The sequence below is a fragment of the Marinifilum breve genome, from assembly GCF_003202155.1.
Lineage (GTDB): Bacteria > Bacteroidota > Bacteroidia > Bacteroidales > Marinifilaceae > Marinifilum > Marinifilum breve.
On the sequence record NZ_QFLI01000007.1, the window covers coordinates 25574 to 50976 of the forward strand.

Annotated in this window: 15 protein-coding genes; 7 read left to right on the forward strand and 8 right to left on the reverse strand. The window is 35.3% G+C overall.

What is annotated here, in order from left to right; all coding sequences use genetic code 11:
• Positions 1–50: 50 nt before the first annotated feature.
• The 3 genes from DF185_RS15300 to rocD all read left to right on the forward strand — a co-directional run bounded on the left by DF185_RS15300 (position 51) and on the right by rocD (position 5133).
• Positions 51–2090 carry a BatA domain-containing protein gene (locus DF185_RS15300; RefSeq protein ID WP_110361636.1) on the forward strand — a complete coding sequence of 680 codons (2040 nt, stop codon included), beginning with the start codon at positions 51–53 and terminating at the stop codon, positions 2088–2090.
• Between the two features lie 79 nt (positions 2091–2169).
• A complete protein-coding gene (locus DF185_RS15305; RefSeq protein WP_110361637.1) occupies positions 2170–3681 on the forward strand; it encodes a hybrid sensor histidine kinase/response regulator in 1512 nt (503 codons plus the stop codon).
• A gap of 222 nt (positions 3682–3903) precedes the next feature.
• Positions 3904–5133: an ornithine--oxo-acid transaminase gene (gene rocD, locus DF185_RS15310; protein WP_317046849.1), complete on the forward strand. Its 1230-nt coding sequence runs from the start codon at positions 3904–3906 to the stop codon at positions 5131–5133.
• 70 nt (positions 5134–5203) lie between these two features.
• Here the strand turns inward: rocD and DF185_RS15315 are convergent, their stop codons facing one another.
• From DF185_RS15315 to DF185_RS15325, 3 genes are all read right to left on the reverse strand, one after another.
• Entirely contained in the window at positions 5204–13858 is an 8655-nt protein-coding gene (locus tag DF185_RS15315) for a hemoblobin-interacting domain-containing protein (RefSeq protein WP_165836045.1), read from the reverse strand.
• 293 nt (positions 13859–14151) lie between these two features.
• Positions 14152–16143: a LysM peptidoglycan-binding domain-containing protein gene (locus DF185_RS15320; RefSeq protein WP_110361639.1), complete on the reverse strand. Its 1992-nt coding sequence runs from the start codon at positions 16141–16143 to the stop codon at positions 14152–14154.
• Positions 16144–16308: 165 nt separating this feature from the next.
• Positions 16309–16764 carry a ferritin family protein gene (locus DF185_RS15325; RefSeq protein WP_110361640.1) on the reverse strand — a complete coding sequence of 152 codons (456 nt, stop codon included), beginning with the start codon at positions 16762–16764 and terminating at the stop codon, positions 16309–16311.
• Positions 16765–17212: 448 nt separating this feature from the next.
• On the opposite strand from DF185_RS15325, the gene DF185_RS15330 reads away from it, so the two are divergent.
• Both DF185_RS15330 and DF185_RS15335 read left to right on the forward strand, forming a co-directional pair.
• Complete coding sequence (locus DF185_RS15330) at positions 17213–17797, forward strand: tyrosine-type recombinase/integrase (protein WP_110361641.1); 585 nt, start codon at positions 17213–17215, stop codon at positions 17795–17797.
• An 81-nt stretch (positions 17798–17878) separates the two neighbouring features.
• Positions 17879–18778, forward strand: a complete 900-nt coding sequence (locus tag DF185_RS15335) for an SPFH domain-containing protein (protein ID WP_110361642.1) — start codon at positions 17879–17881, stop codon at positions 18776–18778.
• A gap of 155 nt (positions 18779–18933) precedes the next feature.
• On the opposite strand, the gene DF185_RS15340 is transcribed toward DF185_RS15335, so the two are convergent.
• The 5 genes from DF185_RS15340 to DF185_RS15355 all read right to left on the reverse strand — a co-directional run bounded on the left by DF185_RS15340 (position 18934) and on the right by DF185_RS15355 (position 24671).
• On the reverse strand, positions 18934–19392 hold the full coding sequence (locus DF185_RS15340; RefSeq protein ID WP_110361643.1) for a ferritin family protein: 459 nt from the start codon (positions 19390–19392) through the stop codon (positions 18934–18936).
• Between the two features lie 160 nt (positions 19393–19552).
• Positions 19553–21055 (reverse strand): NADPH-dependent glutamate synthase, encoded by a 1503-nt coding sequence (gene gltA, locus DF185_RS23770; RefSeq protein WP_207784666.1) that lies wholly within the window; start codon positions 21053–21055, stop codon positions 19553–19555.
• A 24-nt stretch (positions 21056–21079) separates the two neighbouring features.
• Positions 21080–21898 carry a sulfide/dihydroorotate dehydrogenase-like FAD/NAD-binding protein gene (locus DF185_RS23775; RefSeq protein ID WP_207784667.1) on the reverse strand — a complete coding sequence of 273 codons (819 nt, stop codon included), beginning with the start codon at positions 21896–21898 and terminating at the stop codon, positions 21080–21082.
• Positions 21899–22450: 552 nt separating this feature from the next.
• A complete protein-coding gene (locus DF185_RS15350) occupies positions 22451–23602 on the reverse strand; it encodes an iron-containing alcohol dehydrogenase (RefSeq protein WP_110361644.1) in 1152 nt (383 codons plus the stop codon).
• A 229-nt stretch (positions 23603–23831) separates the two neighbouring features.
• Positions 23832–24671 (reverse strand): helix-turn-helix domain-containing protein, encoded by an 840-nt coding sequence (locus tag DF185_RS15355; protein WP_110361645.1) that lies wholly within the window; start codon positions 24669–24671, stop codon positions 23832–23834.
• A gap of 121 nt (positions 24672–24792) precedes the next feature.
• On the opposite strand from DF185_RS15355, the gene DF185_RS15360 reads away from it, so the two are divergent.
• Positions 24793–25128: a TraR/DksA family transcriptional regulator gene (locus DF185_RS15360; protein ID WP_110361831.1), complete on the forward strand. Its 336-nt coding sequence runs from the start codon at positions 24793–24795 to the stop codon at positions 25126–25128.
• 97 nt (positions 25129–25225) lie between these two features.
• Positions 25226–25402 carry a PLDc N-terminal domain-containing protein gene (locus DF185_RS24220; RefSeq protein ID WP_207784668.1) on the forward strand — a complete coding sequence of 59 codons (177 nt, stop codon included), beginning with the start codon at positions 25226–25228 and terminating at the stop codon, positions 25400–25402.
• Position 25403 lies beyond the last annotated feature (1 nt).

Genomic DNA, 25403 nt, shown 5'->3' on the forward strand with positions numbered 1-25403 from the left:
ATCCAAACTAGTTTTTAGCTATTTTGCCAGTACTTTTAAGCTAAGTAAATATGTCGTTACAGTTTTTGCATCCAAATTATCTTTGGTTTCTTTTTATATTACTGATTCCAATCATTATACATCTTTTCAATTTTAAGCGTTACAAAAAAATCTTTTTTAGTAATCTTCGCTTTCTACAAAATTTAAATACGGAGAATAAAAGAAAATCAAAACTTAAAAACTTACTTGTTTTGTTGCTAAGAATGCTGGCTTTGGCTTGTATTGTTATTGCATTTGCGCAACCTTACCTTCCTATCTCAGGAGAAAAACTATCTAATAAAGGCAACGAATTAATTAATATTTACATTGATAATTCGTTTAGCATGAATGGCAAAACCGAAAAAGGAAACGCTCTGGAAGTTGCCAAAAATCAGGCCTTCGAATTGGTTAAATCATTACCTGATTATGCCAAAATCAGAATTTATAGCAACGATATACAGCACTACTCTACCAGTTTAAATAAAAATCAAGCCATTGCTAGAATACAAGAGATAAATCCTTCTCCGAATTCATTACAGCTATCCAAAACACTCAGTAATATTCGTCTAGATTCTCCTCTTGATAAATCACAAGTATACATACTATCCGATTTTCAAAATTCTCAAGCTGATTTGGAAAAATTACAACAAGACAGTCTTTTAAATATTGATTTTGTTCATTTCCAGTTGCAAGCAACAAACAACCTGGTACTTGATTCATGTTGGTTTGAAAAACCAATACATTTTACTGGTCCTCAAAAAGAATTATCCGTTAAAATTTCTAATCATTCCAATAAAGATTTAAAACAAATTCCGATTCAGCTAACAATAAATGATAGTTTGAAAACGGTAGGAAGTATGGATATCAATAAAAACTCATCCGAAATTACCCAATTACGCTATAACGATAGGCAATCAGGATTAGTACAAGCCAAACTAAGCATTGAAGATTACCCAATTACTTACGACAATAGTTTGTACTTTTCTTACAAAACCAATAATGTAAATCATATTTTATCCATCAATCAGAATAAGAAAAATCAATACATTAACAAACTATATGCTTCAGATAAAAACTTTGAGATTAAGAACATCAACAAGACCCAATTGCACAATGAAACTTTTAATGAATTTCAGCTAATTATTTTAAATGAAATTGAGGATCTTGAAAGTGGTTTTAAACAAAGCTTACAAACGTATTTGCAAAACGGTGGGAATCTTCTTTTTATCCCAAATGAGCAAATTGAATCAAGTGTGAACCTGTTCTTATCTGATGTTTTGGCTCCAAATTATTTAGAAATCGACTCTACCCAACAACGGATTTCAAAAATTGAAACCAAAGCAAACCTTTATCAGGATGTTTTTCAAGATTTAAAAGATAACGCACGTTTGCCTGACATTTATAAATTCTACAAACTATCAGCACCAAATAATCCAAGCTTAGAATCCATTTGGCTAACTGCAGGCTCAGAAAAATTATTTACAAGAATTCGATATGGAAAAGGTCAGCTATTCCAATTGAGTATGAATTTAAATGGTGATTGGACAAACCTGATTACACACCCAATCTTAATTCCAACTTTAATCAATTTGAGTAAAACAAGCACAAACTCTAGTAAAATATATCATCAGATTGGAAAAAAGAATACAATTGAACTAACAAGCTCTTCTAACTCAAATAATGAAGAGCAGTTTCATATCAAAAATGATCAAATTGGCATTGATATCATTCCACTAAGAATAAACAGTTTCAACCATTCAACACAGCTTAGAGTTGTTGATCAATTAAGGATTTCAGAAAATTATGTAGTTACACTAAATGACTCTATTCTTCAAACTTGTTCGTTCAATTATCCAAGGCTTGAATCGGAACATTCATATTACGAAAAACAAGAAATTGAAAATAAAATTAAGGCTATAGATGAGAACTATTCTGTAATTTCTTCTGAAAAAATGAAACTATCTGAGCTTAATAACGAAAAAAGAGATGGAAGACAGTTTTGGAGAATATTTATATTGTTGGCTTTATCATTCTTTTTAATAGAAGGAATTCTTAAATCAAGAACAACATAAGGACATAAATATTAATCCTCCATAAAACCTCTACTTGAGTTTTTTAGATTACATCATCTTAACATATACCCAATTTCACATGATCAAACTAAAAACCACAACTGAAATCAGACAATTAAAAAAAATACACAGCATTGCTGGTATTGGCTATTGGGTATATAATTATTCAACTAAAGATTTTTGGTGGTCTGAAGTGACTCACTCAATCCTAGGATATCAGACTGGAAATGTTATTCCTACCAGAGATATTCTAAAAAAACATATTCACCCGGAAGACCTTGTGTTTTTTGAAGAATCACTTAAACAGATGCAATTACAGCCAATGGAAATAGAATTCAGATTCTATAAAAATGGTGAATTAAGGTTAGGAAAAATCACAGGAGAAGTCTACAAAGACGAAGACATCATTGAAGAAGTTCTTTTTCAAGATATTACTGACATTAAAATAAAAGAGTTTGAAATTGCGAAAGCATGGAATAAAGCACTCGAGGCTGAGAATCTAAAAAATGCGTTTCTGGCTAACATGAGTCATGAATTAAGAACACCACTTAACTCAATCATCGGTTTTTCAGAATTACTTGAATCTGGAAACATAACAGAAGATATCCCAAAATTTGCCAGTTCTATTAAAGATTCTGGCCTTCAACTTTTAAAAATTATTGAAGATCTTCTTAAAGTATCTATGCTGGAAAGTAGAACAGCAAAACCTGTAAAAAGAAATTTTAACCTTCATAACATGATGAAGGATGTAAAATTTCTTACAAACAAACTTTTATCAAACAACAAAAAGGATCATTTACAATTAAATTTTCCGAATATTGAAACTAATCAGGTTATCAAATCCGATCAGAATAAAATAATCGGAATTCTCAGCAACCTACTGCACAATGCTGTTAAATTTACCGAAAATGGCGGCATCACTTGCTCGTATCGCCTTATTAATCAAACCATTGAATTTACAGTGAGTGATACAGGCAAAGGCATTCCAGTTAAATCCCAATCAAATGTTTTTCAACGTTTTAGACAAGCTGACGAAAATGGCATCAACAACTTTGGAGGCACTGGGCTAGGTTTGTATATATCAAGATTAGAAATTGAACTTCTAGGCGGAAAAATATGGATAGCATCAGAAGAAAAACTTGGAACAACAGTAAAATTTAGCATTCCTAATGTTATCGATCAAGAGTTGATTAGTGAAACTGATTCGACTGCCAATCTATACAACTGGGAGAATTATACAGTTGTTATAGCAGAAGATCAATTCACCAATTATAAAATACTCGAAGCTTACCTACAGCCAACCAATATTAATATCATTTGGGCTAAAACAGGTAAAGAAGCCATGACAGCAAGCCTCCAGAATCCGGAGGTAAACCTGATTTTAATGGATATAAACATGCCACATACCAATGGATTAGAGGCAACTAAATTGATCAAGAAAAAGCGTCCAGACTTAACAATTATAGCTCAAACAGCTTATGCATTAGAGGGTGACAGAGAAAAATCATTAAAGGCTGGTTGTTCGGAACATTTATCAAAACCATTTAATAAATCTGATTTGCTACTTTGCATGTCCAGATATTTACCCTAAAACCTTAATTAGCATCAAATTTATAGAACATTAGCTATAATCATAAATACAACAAGAACTAACAATTGCATTTATGATAATAGTCATGATTAATATTTTTTTCGATTTTTTCTGCACTTTTTCTTCCAAAAGCATTGGAAAATCAAAAAAATAGTTATAAAATTGGCGTACTGAATTTTCAGAATTTAATCCTATTTTAAAAATCTTATAAATGTTCTAGTTATGACAAATACAGCAACAATGACTGCTCAGGACTATATGGATAAGGAATCTAAGTTTGGAGCACACAACTACCATCCACTTCCAGTAGTATTAGAGCGCGGAGAAGGAGTTTACGTTTGGGATACTGACGGAAAGCAATATTTCGATTTCCTATCAGCTTATTCTGCTGTTAATCAAGGACACTGTCACCCAAAAATTATTAATGCATTAGTAGAGCAAGCACAAAAACTAACCTTAACCTCACGTGCTTTCTACAGCAACAATCTGGGAAAATACGAAGAATTTGTTACCAACTACTTTGGATACGATAAAGTATTGCCAATGAACACTGGTGCTGAAGCTGACGAAACAGCACTAAAATTAGTTCGTCGTTGGGGTTACGATGTGAAAGGTATTCCAGAAAATGAAGCAAAAATTATTGTTTGCGATGGTAACTTCCACGGTCGCACCATTACTATCATTTCCATGTCTACCGATCCAGATTCTTACAAAGGATTTGGACCATACACTCCTGGTTTTGTTGTAATTCCTTACAACGACACAGAAGCTTTAGAGAAAGAATTGAAAGATCCTAACGTATGTGCATTTTTGGTTGAACCAATTCAAGGTGAAGCTGGTGTTTACGTTCCTGAGGATGGTTTCTTAAAGAAAGCTTACGATTTGTGTAAAGCAAATAACGTATTGTTTGTTGCAGACGAGGTACAAACTGGTATTGCAAGAACGGGTAAATTATTGGCTGTTGATCACGAAGGAGTTCGTCCAGACGTATTGATTCTTGGTAAAGCAATTTCTGGTGGTGTTATGCCAGTATCTGCTGTTTTAGCTGACGATGATGTAATGCTTTGCATCAAGCCTGGTGAACATGGTTCTACTTTTGGTGGTAATCCACTTGCTTGTGAAGTTGCAATGGCTGCTCTTAATGTAATTAAAGATGAAAATCTTGCTGAAAATGCAGAAGAAATGGGTAAGATTTTCCGTGAAGAATTGAAATCAGTTAAATCGGATATGATTGAATTGGTTCGTGGCAAAGGTCTTCTTAATGCAGTTGTTATTAAGCCTAAAGGTGGTAAAACCGCTTGGGATGTTTGTATGCGTTTACGCGACAACGGATTATTGGCTAAGCCTACTCACGGACACATTATTCGTTTTGCTCCTCCATTGACAATTAACGAAACTCAATTGCGTGAAGCGATTGAAATTATCAAGAAAACAATGGCTGAGTTCGAGTAAACAGAACTCCATAAAATAAAATTAAGGGTGACTCCAAATCGGAATCACCCTTTTTCATTTTTAAACTAATCTATTTTGTAATAACAACTTTTGTTCGCATCACTTTATCAGGATATTGAATAACTAGGAAATAGATACCTCCCGGAAGATTCTTCAAGTCAAATTCCAATCGGTCTGCATTAAAACTGCGTTTAATTTCCTTACTTAATACGATACTGCCCGAAGAATTGAATATTCTCAACAAACCATCATCATTCGATGCTGAAAGCTCAACAAAGAACTCTCCCCTATTAGGATTAGGATACACCAAAATTCCCTTACCAGCAATTAAATCATCAATTCCGGTGGTAATAAATACTTGTTGTGATTTTTGACTTTCACCACAAGCTTCGTTCGATACAGTTAATGTTACTACATAACCAGAACCATTGGCATTATCCAATACGAAAGAATGCGAAGGTTCAAATTCACTACTAATAATACCGTCTCCAAAATCCCATAAAACGGAAGTTGCATGCTCGCTTAAATTTGTAAAGTGAACCTCATTACGATCTGTTTCGAAAGTAAAATCAGCAACTGGAGGCTCCATTGGACTAACTGAAACTGAATTTGAAAACTGATCAGAAAATCCTGCTTTTGTAACCTTAGCACGATATATCCTATTCTCTACAACCTCTGGAGTTACTAATAATTCTGCATTTTCACCATCCAAATCCTCATAAACATCGTTTAGATCATCGTAAACCTGCCACTGAATGGTACCATCAAATCCTGTCAATATAATGTTGGATTTAGATCCGTAACAAACCAATTCAGGATTGGCACTTGCCTCGCCTGCCCTATTGGTTTTTGGTTCAGGTATTGTGAACGTACTTGATATTTTTGAATTAATACCAGGACCTTCAAATTCCAGTCGCGCACCTTGTACTTCCATATCACTACTCGCAGTTAGATCTGTAAATTTTACAAGACCATCTACAGCCATTTGAGTTAATGTACCTCCTAAAATCCATTCCTGAGAATCAGCTTTACGAACCGTAATCATTGTTTCACTATCGGTATCACAAATATTTCTATACTGATCCTGTAAATTTAATTGAGGCTGTCTTATTAATATTTCACCATTATTTGCAGGCGCTGAAGGTTCTTTCTCGATAACCAGATATTTTGATTTACCATGATGAATTGGCTGCTCAAATCGGGTTGTATCATACAATCCTGAATAAACATACATTGAATCAACTCCATATTTCTGAAGAACAGAAGTTACCTCCGGATCAAAAGTAATTTGACCGGGAACAGATTTGTCATATTTACCTTCTAAACTTCGAATACCATAGCGAATGTCAAATATCTTTTCGCGCCAAGTTGTATTTTCCATAAATGTAACCGTAAACATTTCATCAACATTAGCATTGGCAGCAGGTGTTATTATTGGTGCCGGCGGCCTTACAATATCAAAGCTATCCGAAACTACATTTGGAAGTCCATCAGAAGTAAATAATAATCTCGCACCAATAACTTCATCTTCGCTGGTAGCACTTAAATTCGTATACTCTACTACTCCTTCCAATGCTGTGATTGTTTTTATTCCTCCCAAATTCCACAATGCAGAATTATCATTATCAGGATCAGCATATTTATCTACCAAAATCTCTGTACCATTATCGGTTGTACAGTTGTTTTCATACTTATCTCGCAATTGTATTTTTGGCTGCTGAACCAAAGTATCTCCATTGTTTTCAGGTCCAATTGGCTGATCTACCAATAACATCTCGGTGGTTACACCATGTCCTATTTTTTGCTCAACTTTTGCATCGGCATACCCATTAGCAATCACAACAATGGTATCGGTTCTGGCTATATACAAAGTCGAGTCTTTTTCCGGATAGAATGTTATCGATCCAGCTTCAATCAAATAAGAGGTATCAACTAAAGTTTCTCCAGCAAAACTGATGGAAGAAATTGAATCTCTCCAGCTTGCATTGTCATTTGCCTGAATCATAAATTCATTATCAACCGTTGCGTTCTCAGCTGCTACTAGTTCAATGATCGGAACAGGAATCGTAAATAAATTAGAAACCACAGAATCTCCTGTGAAATAGAATTGCAGATAAGCTGAATCAATAGCAATTTCGCTGGTTGCAATCAAATCTGTAAACAGAACTTTCCCTTCCGAAGATTGAACTTGCAGCGTTCCGCTTAATTCCCAAGCCTTGTTGTCATACTTTTCAACGCTTACCTGTGTAGAATTATCTGTAGTACAGTCGTTCAAATATTGATCTGCTAATTTCAGTTCTGGTTGTTGCGCAAACAGTTCTCCGTTCACATCCGGACCAATAGGCTGAGTCAATATCAAAATACTATCGGCAACACCATGCTGAATATCTTGCTGAACCGTATCGTGAGCAAATCCACGAGATTGAACGATGATTTGGAATGATCCATTCTTTTGCAGGAATTTAGAAGCAGAAGGAATCAATTCCAATTCGCCTGGCTGAGTAAAATTATAACTCTCCGCTACCAACACACTATCATTAACTGTTACAACGTTAATTCTATTTCTCCAAACAGAATCCTCCGTAAAGGTAATTTTAAATGGATTATCAACACTTGCATCGACTGCAGCTGTTAATACAGGTGGAGTTGCAACATCAGGAATATCAAATGGATCTGCTGTAACAGCATCAAGTCCTTCTGAACTAAACTGAATGACAGCTCCTCCAATTGGCTCTGTTGAATAAGCCGATAAATCATCGTAAGTTACAACTCCATTTTCAGCAGTTCTTTCGACAGTACCTGCCAAATCCCACTCACCTTCATCACTTCTTGTAGCTTGTATCATTCTGTCACTATCGGAATCACACAAATTCGAATACTGATCGTAGAACTCTAAAACTGGTTGTTGCTCCAACAAATCTCCATTTGAAGGAGGTGCTAATGGCTGCTGTGTAATCTGCATACTTGTTGCTACACCATGACCAACAGTCTGTTCTACTGCAGCATCACTAAAACCAAGAGCTTTAATTACAATTTCGAAAGTACCTGCCTTTTGAAGTAATTCCTCTTCAGAAACACGAAATACAATATTATCAGTATTTATGGTATAAGCAGAAGTAGGCAATGTATCACCTTGATACGTAATTATTGTAATTTCAGTTCTCCAATCGTCATCAAAATCAAAAAAATCAATTGTAAAATCAGCATCAACCGTTGCATCAAACTGAGCGGTTAAATTTGGAGGATTCTTTAATATTGGAATATCAAATGGATCTGAATCTACCAAAGCAATTCCATCTCCTGAGAATGTTAAATATGCTCCCGTAACAGCATTAGCACTAGATGCCGTTAATGCACGATAATTGATAACTCCATTACTTACTGCTTGCAAAGTATCTCCTCCTAATGTCCAATCATTTTCATCGCCTCTTCTTACCACTACTTCATAAGTACTCTCTGTATCACAACTATTGTTGTACTGATCCAGCAATGAAATTTTAGGTTGCAAATCAAGTTCTCCTCCATTCACCAAAGGAGCGGTTGGCTGTGTTTCGATAATTAGTGAATCAGGCACTCCATGTTTAATTTCCTGATCAACCGAAGCATCCTGATATCCTCGTGAATACACAAGCACTTGTTTGGTAGCCGCCTCTTGCAAAGCTACATCTTGCGAAGGGTCGAATACAATTTTACCAGCCTGACTCTTATCATAGGATGTTTCAGGCAACATGCTACCTCCATATGAAATGGAATCAATCTTGCCTTGCCATTCTGCATTATCAGCAAAAGTAACATCAAAGAGGGAATCTACCGTAGCGGTAGTAGAAGCAATCAAAGATGGTGCAATCAGAGGAGCTGGAATCAAGAATGAATCAGATTCCGCGTTTGTTAGTCCTGTGCCGGAAAATGTAATTGTTGCATCGCTAACCATATCAGTACTCCCGGCAGTAAGATCGGTATAAGATGCAACACCGTTTGTTACCATTAGGGAAACAGATCCTCCAAGAGTCCAACTTCCTCCACTTGCATTTGCTTCTACTGTTGTAGAATTATCATTTGTACAATCATTTTGATATTGATCCTGCAGTTTTACTACAGGCTGAGTTTGTAGTAAATCACCATTATTCTCAGGACCAAAAGGCTGAGTAGTGATTACGATATTTGTTGCTACACCATGTCTTATTTCTTGCTGAACTGAATCCAACAGATAGGATGTTGATGTAATGTAAATATATTCATTTGCTTCCAGCTGAAGATTGGCGGATTCTGCTGGTTTGAATGTAATCTTACCTGCTACACTTGCATCGTAGGCAGTAGCTGGAAGAACATTTGTACCATACCTAACTTCTGTAATATTTGTTCGCCAGTCAGCATTATCTGTAAAAGTAATTTCAAAATCGTTATCAACTGTTGCATTCGCAGCTGCGGTTAATACGGGACCTGCATTTAAATCAGGGATATCAAATGTATTGGAATTAACAGTCGTTAAATCTGTTGCAGAGAAACTGATATAGGCACCTGTTACAGGTCCCGGACTTGAGGCTGTTAAATCAGTATAACTAACCGAACCACTGGCCACGGTTTTGCTAACTGTTCCACCAAGTGTCCAATCGTTGGTATCTCCTTTTGATGCGGTAACTTCTATAGAGTTTTCACTGATGCAGTCATTTCCATATTGATCTCGCAAGGTAATTCCTGGTTGCGTAGCCAATTCATCACCATTCTCAGCTGGCGCAGCTGGCTGAAGAGCGATAATCATTTCAGCAGCAGCACCATGTTTTATTTCCTGAGAAACACCCGCAGTTTCATATCCCTGCGCAAAAACCTCTATATCCTTGGTTCCTGCAAGCTGCAAATCTGTATCTTGTGATGGATCGAATATAATTTTCTCTCCTTGTGTTTTGTCATAAGCTGATTCTGAAATCAGATTTCCTCCATAATGAATTGAATCTATAGACAATTGCCAGGTAGGATTTGCCACGAATGTTATTTCAAAAGTAGCATCAACAGTAGCATTTGAAGAAGCCAACAAATTAGGAGAAGCATCTAAAGCAGGAATAGTGAAAGCATCTGAAATCACATCACTCAAAGAGAATGATGAAAATGTGATAGTCGCATCGGTCACTTCATTATCGCTGCTCGCAGTTAAATCAGTAAATGAAATTTCACCTGCTGTTGCAGTTAATTCCAGTGTTCCTCCAATAGTCCATGCTCCACCTGAAGATGCAGCAGTAAGATTTGTTGTGTTATCAGATGTTACAACATTCGCATATTGATCATGAATTTGAACGACAGGCTGAGTAGCCAAAGTTGCACCATTAGATCCTGGTCCTACTGGTTGTGTTGAAATAAAAAGTGCACTGGCCAAACCATGACCAATTTCCTGTTCAACCGTAGCATTGGCATAACCACTTGCTATAACTGTAATTGTTTTGGTGCCCGAAGCTTGTAATATTGAGGATTGAGAAGGTGTAAATGTTATTCTTCCTGCCGCACTAGTATCATACGAAGCATTCGGTAATGTCTCATCACCATATTGAATTGAACTAATACTTCCTCTCCAACTTGCATCTTCAGCAAAGCTGATGAAAAAATCATTATCAACCGTTGCTCCTTCTGCAGCAGAAAGAGCAGGCGTTTGGTTTACAGGAATGTCAAAAGCATTGGAATTAACCGAAGCAAAACTACCAGAAGAAAAAGTAAGGTAAGCTCCCGTTACCGCTTCATCACTTGTAGCAGTTAAATCGGTATATGTAAATTCTCCGGAAACCAATGTTTGATTTGGAGAACCTCCTAAAGACCAATCTCCACCATCTCCTTTAGCAACAGATATTGCAGTGGCATTGTCTCCTGTACAATTGTTTCCATATTGATCTTTGCTTCCAACTTTTGGTTGAGTAGCCAATAATCCACCATTTTGAGTTGGCGCACTTGGTTGTATGGCGATATAAATGGAAGTTGGAGCACCGTGACCTATCTCCTGCGACAATGTTTTATCGTTAAAACCGTCAGATGAAAAAACAAAATCTGCTGTTCCAGCTGTTTGAAGAGCCGTAGATTTCGATGGATCAAAAGTTATCTGATCTCCTACACTGGTATCATAAGCTTCTGAATCAACCGTATTTCCACCATAAGTTATTGCTGAAACCTTAGATTGCCATGAATTAGAATCCGTAAAGGTAATGGTAAAAACATTATCAACCGTTGCATTACTTGCTGCAGTTAAATCAGGAGGTGAATTCAGTCCTAAATCAAATGTTGTTGAATTAATTCCTGTTACTCCAGTAGCGCTAAACACAATAAAGGCACCATTTACAACATCAGTACTTGAAGCCGTTAAATCTGTAAATGTTATCACACCTGAAGATGCAGTTACACTAAAAGTTCCTTGCAAATCCCATGCAACAGGATCGTTTTCTGCTGCAGTAGCAGCTAAAGAGTTGTTTGAAGTACATACATTACTGTACTGATCTTGTACCTCAACTATCGGTTGAGTTTGGAATGCATCTCCATTATTGGCTGGAGCCACCGGTTCTGTTGCCACAATTAATTTGCTCTCCGCTCCATGTCCTATGGTTTGTGATACTGTTGCAGGACTATACCCATCAACCGAAATCACGATATCTCCTGTTTTTGCAGTTTGCAAAACAGGGTCATCAGCAGGATCGAATGTAATTTTGTTGGTTGTTGAATTCACAGTATATGCAGCAGTAGATACCGTATTTCCATCAAAAGTAATTGAACTGATATTTGATTCCCAATCCACATTATCAACATAGGAAATTTCAAATGCAGCATCAACTGTAGCTCCGGAAGCCGCCGTTAAATCTGGTGGCGTATTTAATCCTAGGTTAAAGTTTGCCGAAGTAATACCAGTTAAGCCTGCAGAACTAAAGCTAATATTTGCATCAGTTATTTCCTCATTACTACTTGCTGTCAAGCCAGCAAAAGTAAGTGTCCCCGAATTCGCACTTTGGTCCAATGTTCCTCCCAAGGTCCAGTTTCCTGCATCACCTTTTGCTGCGGTAATGGTTCTCGCACCATCGGTACTACATAAATTATCGTATTGATCAAGCACTTCAACTACAGGCTGAGGATTCAAGTCTCCACCATTAGATGTTGGAGATCCTGGTTGAGTAGAAACCGAAAGCTTGTTTGCAGCTCCATGATTAATGGTTTGAGATAAGCTGGCATCATTAAAGCCATCTGAAACAAATACAAAATCAGCAGTTCCTGCAGTTTGTAAAGCAATTGACAAAGATGGCGTAAAAGTTATTTGTCCCGACGTAGAGGTATTATATGCACCAGCATCGACCCCATTTCCATTATAAGTAATACTTGATATTTTTGATTGCCAACCGTCAACATCCATAAATGTAATGGTAAAATCTCCGTCAACATCTGCATTGCTGGCAGCTGTTAAATCGGAAGGTGATGAATTCAATCCCAAATTAAACGTATCTGAATCTGCACCAGTTAAACCAGAACTACTAAAGCTTAAATAAGCACCAGTAATTGCCTCGTTACTACTTGCTGTTAAGTTGGTAAATGATAATGATCCTGAACTAACACTGAATGAAAGATCTCCACCAAGAGTCCAGTTTCCTGTATCTCCTTTCGCAACTGATACATTTGTAGCATTATCTGTTGTACAGTCATTATTGTATTGATCTTGCAATTTAACTATTGGTTGTGTTGCCAATTGCCCCCCGTTTACAGATGGAGCCACAGGTTGAGTTACCACAATAATTTGTGTGGCTGAACCATGACCAATGGTTTGTGAAACAGTTGCATCAGCATAAGTATCTGATTTTACCACCAAATTGGCCGTTCCCGCTGTTTGAAGAACTGAATTTCCTCCACTTGGTTTCAGTGTTATGGTATTCGCTGTGCCATCAATATCGTAATCAGTTCCTGAAATTAGTACTGTACTATTATAAGATACTTCTGATATCTTGGATTCCCAATCTGAATTATCATCAAATGAAACTGTAAAATTGGCATCTACAGTGGCCGAACCATTAGCCGTTAAAGCAGGAGCAGCATTTAAGCTCAATAAAAATGAACTCGATTCCAAAGTAAAACTTCCACCACCCAAATCAAAAGTAATAGTTGCAGCTGTAACTTCCTCGTTACTACTGGCTGTCAAATCTGTAAAAGTAATAACTCCTAAAGACGCCGAAGGATTTCCTCCCGTCAAGGTCCATGTACCATTCCCTGTTGCAGTTCGAGTCACCGTTGTAGCATCATCAGAATCGCAATTATTATCGTACTGATCTTTCAATTGAAGAGCTGGTTGTATTGCCAGTTCTGTACCATTTGTGGCAGGTGCTGTTGGCTGAATGGTAATGGTAAATTTTGTAGCCGCTCCATGACCTATTGTTTGAGTTACACTTGCTTGATCATAACCGTCAACATCAATAGTTAGTAGTTTTGATCCCGGTTTTTGCAACACTGGTCTACCACCACTTGGCTTAAGAGTCAGTGTGTTATTACTGAAATCAAAATCATAATCATCACTTCCGGTTAATACAGTATCTGCAATCGTAACAACTTTTACAGGTGAGGTTACTAATTCCCAATCTGTTATCTCTGTAAATACAATTACTATATCAGCATCTACTGTAGCATTATTGTCAGCAGTTAATGTAGGGGGAGCTGTTTGAGCCAAAAGAGCAAACGAAGCAAATACCCATAGGTATCCCAAGAGTAAATATTTTTTCATAGCATAGGACTTTTGATAACTAACAGCTTGAATAATCCAAAGCATATACCAAACTTCCTATATCACTATTTACATGTCACTTAAGTAATTTTACCCATTCATACTTTTCATCTACGTTTTTGGAGAAAATAGGATGCATTAATCCTGAAAGCATTGAATCTACTATTTTCTTTTAACATTTCTTAACAAATTCCTTTTTTGGAAGAATTATCCGATTGTGGATAAGAAAAAAGAGGTTTCTATGCTAAAAAGCAAGAGAAGCCTCTTTATATTATACGTAGCATTTACGCTATTTAATATTCAAAAGATTTTTGCAATAAATCCAATTCCTGCTCTTTCTCTTTTTCTTCTTCTTCCATCAATTTCATTTCTTTGTGTCTAATTTTGAAATCTCTGGAATAGTTAATCAAATGTGTTCCTCTATTCTCTAATCCTCCAAATGCTGACATTCGCTCAAAATGATAAGCAGATTGCAGCAACTCAACATCCATTTCATTCATATTATCTGGAAAATCAGCTCCATACTTACTTGCTGCCCACGAAAAGAATCTACAAATATCATAAGCTCTAAAGCTAAAATCACTTGGTTCACTCATAAACCTATTTCTAAATTCATTCACAAACCCATTAATTTTCTCTTCCTTATAATCCACAAAGTAAGGGCTAAACAATGAAAAATTTAAGTTGTAATAATAATCAGCTTCCAAACTGGTATATCTTTGCCATTTCGAGAACCCTACCAAACGTATCGCATATCTTTGACTTAACACATTCAAGTTGGTAATGATATTTTCTACCAAAGGTTGGTCATTCGATGGTAAAACCACAATATTTTCACAAGAATCACACATAGTAGCCTCTAAACCATATCGACCATATTCATCAAACGAAATTTTCTTGTACGATACTTCATCGGTTTGCCAATACAAACCTTTTTCGAACAATTGATGTTCTATATCCTTAATCAACTTTGCTTCACTTAAATGCTTATATCTTTCAGGGTGCACAACAACGATATTCTTGTATTCAAAATCTTCGCTTACATAGTTTGAAATTTGTCGACAAATTGAATTCAGTGAAGTATTCAATTGTATCACAAAAGGATTTGAATTGATTTGAGGATTCTTTGCCGACAAAGGAGAAATGATTGGAATTTTCTTGGTTCTGGCAAAATCAGCAGCTACTGCGAATGTCCTTGGATACACAGGACCAATCCAATAATCGAAATCAATAAATTGAATTTGAGATAAAGTTCTTTGTAATTTCTCAGGATTTCGTTCGGTATCGAAAACATGTAAATCTACTGATAAACCTTCCTTTTTCAAGGAATCAATAGCCAACAATACTCCCTGATAGAAACGGATAAACTCTCGTGACTTTCGATAAATTACACGTGATTCTCTTTCCGTTACAATTTCAATGGTATCCTTACGAGTTACAATCTGGTTAATGGTATCATTAGCTTCAAGATACAATGGTAAAAATAAACCAACACTCACTTTTGTCTTGGCAACCTTAGCTATCACTTCATCAACTTGTTGTAAGGTATCCAGAACAACCAATTCCTCTTTAATGGTATCTTTTGGAGCTTCTTCTTTTACCTCAAAATACTCGGGCGGCACCAAATAGCGTGGAATTCTTACCCAATCGCCAGGCTGCAAAATTCTGTTCTTTAATTTTGGGTTCAATTTTCGAAGCTTTTTTTGCTTCATCATAAACTCGTTTGCAATCGAATACTGTGTATCACCAGCTTTAATTACGTAGTAGTAATATTTTTTATCATGTTGCGGAATATTAGAACCCTTCAATTCTTTTTGTTGTTGATTTTTGGGGATTTTTACCACAGAATTCAACGGTAAAGATTGATTGCTTCCAGGATTTTCCTTCTCAATGGAAGCCATAGACACATTGTATTTTTTCGAAAGCGAATAAACCGTATCATCCTCCTTTACAACGTGATAAATATATCTATCATCTTCTTTTTTGACAATAATAGGCGAAATGGCCTTTTGTCCTTCAACAAAAGGAATTCGCAACACTTCATTAATACTTACTGTAGCCTGACTTTTGCCATTGGCTTTCATAAGGTCATTAAGTGCCACACCATAGGCTTTTGAAATGGAAAATAAAGTTTGTTTTTCTTTTACTACATGCAAAAGATAAGTTTTACCGCCAACAACTACCTTATTTTTAGATATTTCAACTGTAGAACTCTGAGAATGAGCAAAATTAACAGTCCCTAAAAAAAGACCAATCAAGAGAAAAATGCGAAGAAAACAATTCATTAAATATTTGTTTTTCAAACGTTTATAGTTTATTCAAATTGCAAACAAAAATACTAAAGTATGCTTTTAAAACAAAATATATGCAAGAATTGAACCACATAAAAACAAAATCGAAGCTGAAAATCCAGCTCCGATGATAAAGTTAACACACAAAGTATCTGTAAACTAGTTTTCTACCAAAATAAACTCATCATATTCAATCTCAAACTTTAGTTTTTGACGTGCTTCCTCATTGGCCAAGGCTAAAAATGTATCTCTACACTCTTTATTTACAGCAACCTCTGACATCTCTGAATAGAATTTGAACTTATCCTTCTCCTTTTTCATGGCAAGAATCAGAGCTTCCTGATATGATAGGTCTGTTTTTGTACAATCAATATCTTCAAGCGCACCTGCAATTTTCATATCCTGCACTTCATCCACATCAAACTCTATCCTAAGATCCTTCATCTTTTCAAGTCTCAACATTCTGGCAGTTTTCTCAAGAGCAATATTCATGAACAATTGCTTAACATTCTTCCTATCCATCCGCTCTGCCAAATCCGAGTAAAACTCAATTTCGTTCATTTCACTATCAATCGCATAATCGATAATTTCCTCAAAAGTTCTAAAAATTTTCATTTAACCTACTATTTTGATGTTTACAATCTCTTTAATTCACCAATTACATTTAAAAAGTATCAAATCAATAAGTTACAAAATTATTGGTTCGATATCAAAAAGATTATTTGCTTTTAGAATCAATAAATCTAAAATCTATAACTCTGTACTTTTTTATTTCTTAATAAAATTCAATTTAGTGAAGCGCAAGTATAAAAGAACGAATATCTGAAGTATTAAATACATTCAATAAAACTTGATAGTACTATTTACCTTCTCAATTTTCACTCGTAATAACTTACATATATTAAAAAACACATAACTCTATTTCAATCAACACATTTTAATCTATGAAGTCTAATATTTATTGAAATAATATTCCAATTTTAGTTTCATCTTTAATTATTTTATTTGTTTTTTGAAACTCTTATATTATCTTCACTCAAGAATTAACTTATAAAGTAAAGAAATGACAACACAAGGAGACATATCAAAATCTGAACATATTGAATGGAAATACATTCCTCTTACCATTCAAAAACTTGAGTTGAACAAACAATATAAAATTGCTTTAATTGTTGCTTTTGGATGTTTTTTTGGTCTTAGATTAAAGAACACATTAACCATAAAATGGGAAGATGTTTTAAATAAAAATTCTTTTGATATTAAGGATAAAAACAAAGTAAGAACCATTTATATCATAGATGATATCAGCAACCTAATTCGAAGAATCTATTACAAAATGGATGCTCCAGATTTGGGACAGCCTATATTTTTAAACAATAGCGGCAAGCAAGTTCTATCCTCTCAGTATGTTAATAAGCAAATCAAGTTGCTTTTTACCAAATATAGAATCCCTTATCAAAATTTATCTTCAGATAGTTTTCTAAAGACATTCTGCATGAAATTCTTGGAGGCAAAAAACTTTTCAGCTGATGCAAAGAGGTGGATTTCTCAATTATTGGGACATGCTTCCTGGACCATAACGGCCAACTTTTTAGGCTGTTCCAATTATTCTGAAGACAAGGATAACTATATGATATTTTCAATGTAATTTTTTTAAAAGTCACTAGCAAGAATCAAACAGACAGTATATTATTAACAAAATCAATATTAATTCATAAAGAATAAAACAATGGAAAATTTCTTAATTATCATTTTTAGTGTATTAGGGTTTATATTTTTACTCTTTTCAATTGTTATCGTTAATCAAAAACAAGCAAAAATTATTCAACGATTGGGTAAATTTCAATCGGTTCGAAGAGCAGGTATCAGTTTTAGAATTCCTATTATTGATCAAGTTGCGGGAGTTCAAAACCTGCAGATTCAGGAATTGCGTGTGCCAGTTGAAACCATTACTCAGGATAAGGTTACTTTAAAAATTGAAGTTGCTATCCAATATCTTATTAAAGCAGATTTAGATAGTATTAAAAATTCATTTTACGAACTTGCTGATTCAACTGCACAAATAGAATCGTTTGTTTTCGATGCTGTTAGAGCTGAAGTTCCAAAAATGGAGCTGGATATGGTATATGAAAACAAAGACAATATCGCCAATACAGTAATGGAAGGTTTGAATTCTCTATTATCAAACTATGGATTTGATATTAAAAAGACCTTGGTGGTAGATATTTTACCAGATGCTAAAGTTGTAGATGCCATGAACGCAATTAATGAGCAGAAAAGATTACGTCAAGCGGCTGAAGAAAAAGGAGAAGCCGATAAAATTCTGATCATTAAAGCTGCCGAAGCTGAAAAAGAAAGTAAAAAGTTACATGGAGAAGGTGTAGCCTTACAACAAATGGCAGTTTTAAAAGGACGCGAAAAAGCTATTAAAGATTTAACAGTAGGAACCAATATGGCCATTAAAGATGCAACAGAATTGGTAATAAAATTAATAGATCAGGAAACACTGATCAGCATGGGAGATAAAAATAAAAATGTGATTTTTATGAACCCCGGAATAGGAGTTGGCGGAAAAATAGTAGAAGGAATGGTTGCCGCTGAAACAATTAATCAGCACCAACAAAACTAGAGCTAATTCAACAAAGCTTTGATATTTTGACTCCCTAAGTCTCCACGAGTTTTAGGGAGTTTTATTTTTGTCTTCTCTTAAAATCTATCCCATATTTATACAACAAAAAAGCCGCAGCAAATGCCACGGCTTTCAACTTTTATCTTAACAAGATTCTAATTTTCAGTAAGAATGTTGTTATCATACTCAACTTCGAAACGTAGCTTATGCTTTGCTTCTTCGTTAGCCAACATTAAAAACATATCTTTCGAAGTTTGATCGCTTGCAGCAGCAGCCAAATCCATATACAATTTAAAAGCAGCTTTTTCCTTTTTCATTGCAATGGTTAAAGCTTCCTGGTAGGTAATGTTTGTTTTTTCTGTATCAACATCAACCAGGTAATCACCAATTTTTAAGTCTGCAACTTTTTCTTCAGAAACCTTATATTCTTTACCATTTTTAATGGCTTCCAATTTAGCTCTATGACCGATTTCTTCCAATGCATATTGCTCGAAAGTATCTTTCATTTCCTGATGTTCCATTTTTTCTGCTAGTGCAGTATAAAAATCAGCTGCCATTTGTTCTTCGTTAATGGCAAATTCTAAAATATCCTCAAGTGAATTAAATTCTTTCATTTTTGATCAATTTTAAAGTCTAGCAATTAATTTTCTCAAAATCCCTTTAAGAAAGATAGTGAATACTTAATAATATTCTATAAAGCCGACAGCGTTCAGCATGCAGCAATCAGATAAATAAAGCTGACTGCTGGGAACTGAGAACTGAAAGCATTATTCACTATTGTTCCACTTTTTGAGATAAATATTTCTCTTTTAAATAAGTATCCATATTGGCAGCAGCCTTACGACCATCACCCATAGCAAGAATTACAGTAGCACCACCACGAACTATATCACCACCTGCAAAAACTTCTGGAATAGAAGATTGCATTTTATCCTTAACTACCTCAATGGTTCCCCATTTAGAAACCTCCAAGCCTTCAACTGAGTTTGGAATCAATGGATTTGGTGATACACCAACTGCCACAACCACAACAGTTGCATCAATAGTATATTCCGATCCTTCCATTGGAATAGGTCTTCTACGTCCCGAAGCATCAGGCTCACCTAGTTCCATTTTCTGAACCTTAACTTGCTTTACACGACCGTTTTCGTCAGCAATGTATTCAATAGGATTTGTAAGCGTTAAGAATTCAACACCTTCTTGTTTTGCATGGTGAACCTCTTCAACACGAGCAGGCATTTCTTCTTCTGAACGACGGTAAACAATCATTGCATTCTCAGCGCCCAAACGCTTGGCAGTACGAACAGAGTCCATTGCAGTGTTACCACCACCAACAACTACTACATTCTTACCACGAAGTACAGGTGTATCTGACTCCTCAGAATCAGCTCCCATCAAGTTAACACGAGTAAGATACTCGTTTGATGATAGGATACCATTCGCATTTTCACCAGGAATGTTCATAAATCTTGGCAAACCAGCTCCTGATCCTACATAAAATGCTTTGTAACCTTCTTCTTTTAAATCTTCTAGACTTGCAGTTTGTCCAACAATAAAGTTAGTCACAAACTTCACTCCCATCTGACGTAGGTTATCAATTTCAACATCAACAACTGCATTTGGCAAACGGAATTCAGGAATACCATATTTTAATACACCACCAATTTCGTGTAATGCTTCAAATACAGTTACATCATATCCTAGTTTTGCCATATCACCTGCAAATGATAAACCTGATGGACCTGAACCAATAACAGCTACTTTAACACCGTTTGATTCTGCACATTCAGGAACAGCAATTTCACCAGACTCTCTTTCCCAATCAGCAGCAAAACGCTCCAAGTGACCAATAGCTACCGATGGTTGATTCAATTTCTCAACATAGAAACATTTCTGCTCACACTGAACTTCCTGTGGACAAACACGACCACAAACAGCAGGCAATGCACTTGTTTCCTTTAATACTGAAGCAGCTTTACCAAACTCGCCTCTTTCTATATTTTTAATGAACTTAGGAATGTTAATGCTTACAGGACATCCTTCCATACAAGTAGGATTAACACAATCCATACAACGCATAGCTTCTTTAACTGCCTGCTCCTTAGTTAGTCCATTATTTACTTCAATTCTTTGTGATTTGATACGCTCATTAGGGTCTTGTTCTGACATTTCAACCCTTTCAATAGCCATACGATCTTTGGCCTTTGTTTTCTTTTGGAGCTCAACTCTCCACTCTTTTTTGCGCTCGTTTTTTATATACTCTTCAGACCTTTCCATTGTCCTGATTTTGTTATTAGTTGATTATTCCTGAAAATGATCCATTTTATCTTGTTCCTCTGACTTGTATCCACCTAGTCTCGACATCATCTCATCAAAATCGATTTTATGAGCATCGAATTCAGGTCCATCAACACAAGTAAATTTAGTTTTACCATCAACAGTAACACGACATGCTCCACACATACCAGTACCATCAACCATAATACTATTCAAACTTGCCATGGTTGGAATTTCGTACTTCTTGGTTAGCAGAGAACAGAATTTCATCATGATAGCAGGACCAATAGTAATACACTCGTCAATTTTTTCACGTTGTATTACTTCTTCCATACCCTCTGTAACCAAACCTTTTTTACCGTACGATCCATCATCAGTCATAATGATCACCTCATCGGAATGTTTGCGCATTTCATCTTCTAAAATCAAAAGATCTTTATTTCGCGCTGCAAGAACAGTTATTACCTTATTCCCCGCTTTCTTATATCCTTCTACAATTGGTAATAGTGGCGCAACTCCAACACCACCACCGCAACAAAGAACAGTACCTACATTATGAATTTCGGTAGGCTTACCTAACGGCCCAACTAAATCGGTAACGTAATCACCTGCTTCTAAAGCACAAAGTTTTTGAGAAGAAACCCCCATTTTTTGTACAATCATGGTAATGGTTCCTTTCTTAACATCTGCACCTGCAATGGTTAGAGGAATTCTTTCTCCTTTTTCGCCAACTCTTACAATAACAAAGTTACCTGGTTTGCGTGCTTTAGCAATTAAAGGAGCTTCAACTACAATTTTTACTACTTTTTCTGAAAAATTTTCTTTTTCAACGATCTTGTTCATTACTTTTTTTATAAATGAATGAAAAAACAGAATAAAAACTGACTTATTCATCTTTGGAACATGCTAATTCGCAATCGTTTCCATATCTGAATTTCAGCACTTGTTTCTATTCCAAATGTAAAAAGAAGTGGCATACCTACCTACAACTAAAAAAGTATTTTTAAACAGTTTTTTAGTTTAGGATAAATCTAATTAAACCCTTAGATTCTCAGCGTTTTTGAACAATCACCTCTTCCTGCTAATAACGAGTTTGTAAAATATAGCATTACAACTACTTATGCAAAAAATACAGAAATATTTCTCTCCCTACAATACTATCAAGAATAAATCGAGATTAGAAACTTGTACAAACACCTCTTTTCATCATTTCACTTGCTGAATGATTATATGACAAACTTAACTTATACATCTGGCTTTGACCTGAAACAAATAAAGGAGAAACTGAAACAATTTACTGAATCCATATTTATTAGATGTATATACTATCTAAAATAACACAAAAGGGCATCCATAATTAAGGATACCCTTCGTTCTATTACGATATAACTGTGATTAGAAATCAATCTTTGTTCCTTCGTAACATGCCTGATAGATTGCCTTAATCTCTTCAAACTTTGGTTTACGAGGATTGAATAAGGTACATGGATCTTTCATTGCATTCTCGGTTAAAGTATCCAATTTAGCATCCCACTCTTCCTGGCTAACACCATACTCTTTGATTGAACCAACTACACCTAATTTTGAACGCAATGCTTCAATTTCTTGTGCAAAATCTTCAGATGTTGATTTTTCGAACAAAGCAGCCAAATCTTCATACTTGTCAGTAACTTTCGAGTTGAAACGAGCTACATTAGGCATTAGAATAGCATTACCACATCCGTGAGGAATACCGAAAGTACCACCAATTTGATGTGACATTGAGTGAACAATTCCCAACCATACATTGGTAAAAGCCATACCTGCCATACATGATGCATCGTGCATTGCCTGACGAGCTTCTTTGTTGTTTGGTTCAGTGTAAGCTGTTGGTAAGTTTTCGAATACCAATTCAATAGCACCTTTTGCCAAAGAATCGTTGTAACGATCAGCAATATTTGATACGTAAGCTTCAACACCGTGACTTAAAGCATCTAAACCAGTGTTTGCAGTTACATGAGCCGGCATACTTTCACAAAGTTCACCATCAACAATTGCAACATCAGGAGTTAACTCATGAGAAACGATTGGATACTTGGTTCCTTTTTCTTTGTCAGTAATTACAGAAAGACCAGTAATTTCGGTACCTGTGCCACTAGTTGAAGGCACAGCTACAAAGTAAGCTTTGTTACGCATTTTCTTTACTGCAAATGGAGCTGCTAACTCTGCAAGTGTTGATTCTGGATACTCATAGTATACCCACATTGCTTTTGCTGCATCAATAGCTGAACAACCACCTAAACCAACAATAACATCTGGTTGCTCTTGAATAAAGAAATCAGCACCTCTTTTCACAGTATCGATAGATGGATCTGCTTCAACACCCGAGAATACAACTGAAGAAATTCCTGCTTCTTTCAAAAAGTCTTCAGTTCTTTTTAATGAACCATTTGCTCTTACCGAGTTACCACCAATTACGATAACTGCTTTTTTTCCTTTTAGTTCTTTTAAATTTTCAAGACTTCCCAATCCGTAGAAGATCTCTTTTGGTACGATAAATTTTGCCATAACTTTTTATTTAATTTGGTTTTTATCAGTTCAAAACAATAGTTCTACTGAAAGCTCATTTCAGTCTTGAACCATTGTTAATGATTACGCTGACAAAAGTATGGCAAGTCTCCTTCAGCATACTTACTGAAAAAGTTCATTCGATTATTAAAAAAGGTCAAAATGAAATATTAATGACTTTATAGAGAATTAAACCTTTCTAAAAGACCAACAAATAAAGGATCCACTATTATTTAAGAATTTCAATTGGACTAATTCCAAACTTATTCTTGAATGCAATACTAAAGTTAGATAAGTTGCTATATCCAAAATCAAGGTATATATCCGAAGCTGTAACATCACCTTGTTGTAATAACTCTTTTGCTCTTTGCAGCCTTTTATCCTGAAGCCACTTTCCTGGTGACATTTCATATTCTGCAATAAAATTGCGCTTGAATGTTGACAGACTCATATTACACAGAAAAGCAATCTCTTCCAGTTTGAGATTCGAATACACATTACTTTCAATGATCTTTTTAAAAGGTGAGTTTTCTTTGGAGATTAACGAATGAAGGTACAATTCGAACTTCTCTCCATATTTCCCAATCAGGTACAACATGATCTCTTCGAACTTAATGGAAAGTAAGTTTTCATTAAATGTTGATGGCATGGCTGCCATTCTAGAAAGTGTACCAATATACGAAGCGATATATTCATCATTCTCGATCACAAAAAAAGGCACTTCCTCTTTTAACTTTCCATCTTGAATAGGATATTTCTTCAAAAATTCCTTCAATCTGCTTTCTGAAAAAAAGAAAAGCTTACAATAGTAAATATCATCATTGTCCAGCAGTTCTGTCCATAGCCAATTTCCTTCACGGATTAACAGGGATTGTTCTTTATTCACCATTACTGAAGCATCGGCAAAATGAACCTGCTTTTTACCAACCTGCAAAAAACTAAACATGTTCATGCTTAAATTGACCTTACTCTTAACTACATCGCTGGTCATTTTAAAATCATAAACAAACAGGTCTTGCTTTCGATCATCCGATTGGATATATATTTCAGGAATATTTGCTACCGTCATGCTAACTCAATTATAAAGAATCTGAGACAAAAGTAATTCATTTTCTTCTAAGTATTCAACAATAAAGTATAATCTATATTTTATGCTATCTTTGAAAGACCCAGATTTAAAGCAATTCAAAATGATACAAGACAATAGAGAGCATATTGAAAACCAGATAAAAGAAAAAATTGAAAAACTGGAAGTTGAAATTGTTACCCTAAAAGATTTAACCCAACCCATTTCTCCAGATTCTGCCATTGGACGAGTTAGTCGAATGGATGCCATTAATAACAAAAGTGTGAACGAGGCAGCATTACGAAAGAAGAAAGCACAATTAATTGCTTTAAAAGAAACAGTTAAAAATCTGGATGATCCTAAATTTGGAAAATGCATTAAATGTGGTGCAGAAATTCCTATTGGAAGAATCATGATTATGCCGGAAAGTAAAAAGTGTGTACGCTGTGCAAGCAGGTAATTATTCCGTAACTTTAATAGTGATAACACCTTTCATCTAACTCAAACTTTTTATCATGTGCGAATGTTGCTGTTTTTCCGGAGTTGGCATGGTAATAATGATCATTTTTACGATCCTGATTTTCCTTTTGCCACTGATTGCCTTAATCGATATTATACGGTGTGAATTTACCAACTCGAACAAACTAATCTGGGTTTTGATTGTTTTACTGTTCCCGTTTTTTGGTTCAATACTTTATTTTATATTTGGACTGAAACAAAAGATTAGAAAATAAT

Bases quoted from the DNA above. Each gene is read 5' to 3' on its own strand.
- DF185_RS15300 (WP_110361636.1), top strand. From the start codon at position 51: ATGTCGTTACAGTTTTTGCATCCAAATTATCTTTGGTTTCTTTTTATA.
- DF185_RS15335 (WP_110361642.1), top strand. From the start codon at position 17,879: ATGGAAAATTTCTTAATTATCATTTTTAGTGTATTAGGGTTTATATTT.
- DF185_RS15320 (WP_110361639.1), bottom strand. From the start codon at position 16,143: ATGAATTGTTTTCTTCGCATTTTTCTCTTGATTGGTCTTTTTTTAGGG.
- DF185_RS15355 (WP_110361645.1), bottom strand. From the start codon at position 24,671: ATGACGGTAGCAAATATTCCTGAAATATATATCCAATCGGATGATCGA.
- DF185_RS15340 (WP_110361643.1), bottom strand. From the start codon at position 19,392: ATGAAAGAATTTAATTCACTTGAGGATATTTTAGAATTTGCCATTAAC.
- DF185_RS23775 (WP_207784667.1), bottom strand. From the start codon at position 21,898: ATGAACAAGATCGTTGAAAAAGAAAATTTTTCAGAAAAAGTAGTAAAA.
- gltA (WP_207784666.1), bottom strand. From the start codon at position 21,055: ATGGAAAGGTCTGAAGAGTATATAAAAAACGAGCGCAAAAAAGAGTGG.
- DF185_RS24220 (WP_207784668.1), top strand. From the start codon at position 25,226: ATGATCATTTTTACGATCCTGATTTTCCTTTTGCCACTGATTGCCTTA.
- DF185_RS15325 (WP_110361640.1), bottom strand. From the start codon at position 16,764: ATGAAAATTTTTAGAACTTTTGAGGAAATTATCGATTATGCGATTGAT.
- DF185_RS15305 (WP_110361637.1), top strand. From the start codon at position 2,170: ATGATCAAACTAAAAACCACAACTGAAATCAGACAATTAAAAAAAATA.
- DF185_RS15315 (WP_165836045.1), bottom strand. From the start codon at position 13,858: ATGAAAAAATATTTACTCTTGGGATACCTATGGGTATTTGCTTCGTTT.
- rocD (WP_317046849.1), top strand. From the start codon at position 3,904: ATGACAAATACAGCAACAATGACTGCTCAGGACTATATGGATAAGGAA.
- DF185_RS15330 (WP_110361641.1), top strand. From the start codon at position 17,213: ATGACAACACAAGGAGACATATCAAAATCTGAACATATTGAATGGAAA.
- DF185_RS15360 (WP_110361831.1), top strand. From the start codon at position 24,793: ATGATACAAGACAATAGAGAGCATATTGAAAACCAGATAAAAGAAAAA.
- DF185_RS15350 (WP_110361644.1), bottom strand. From the start codon at position 23,602: ATGGCAAAATTTATCGTACCAAAAGAGATCTTCTACGGATTGGGAAGT.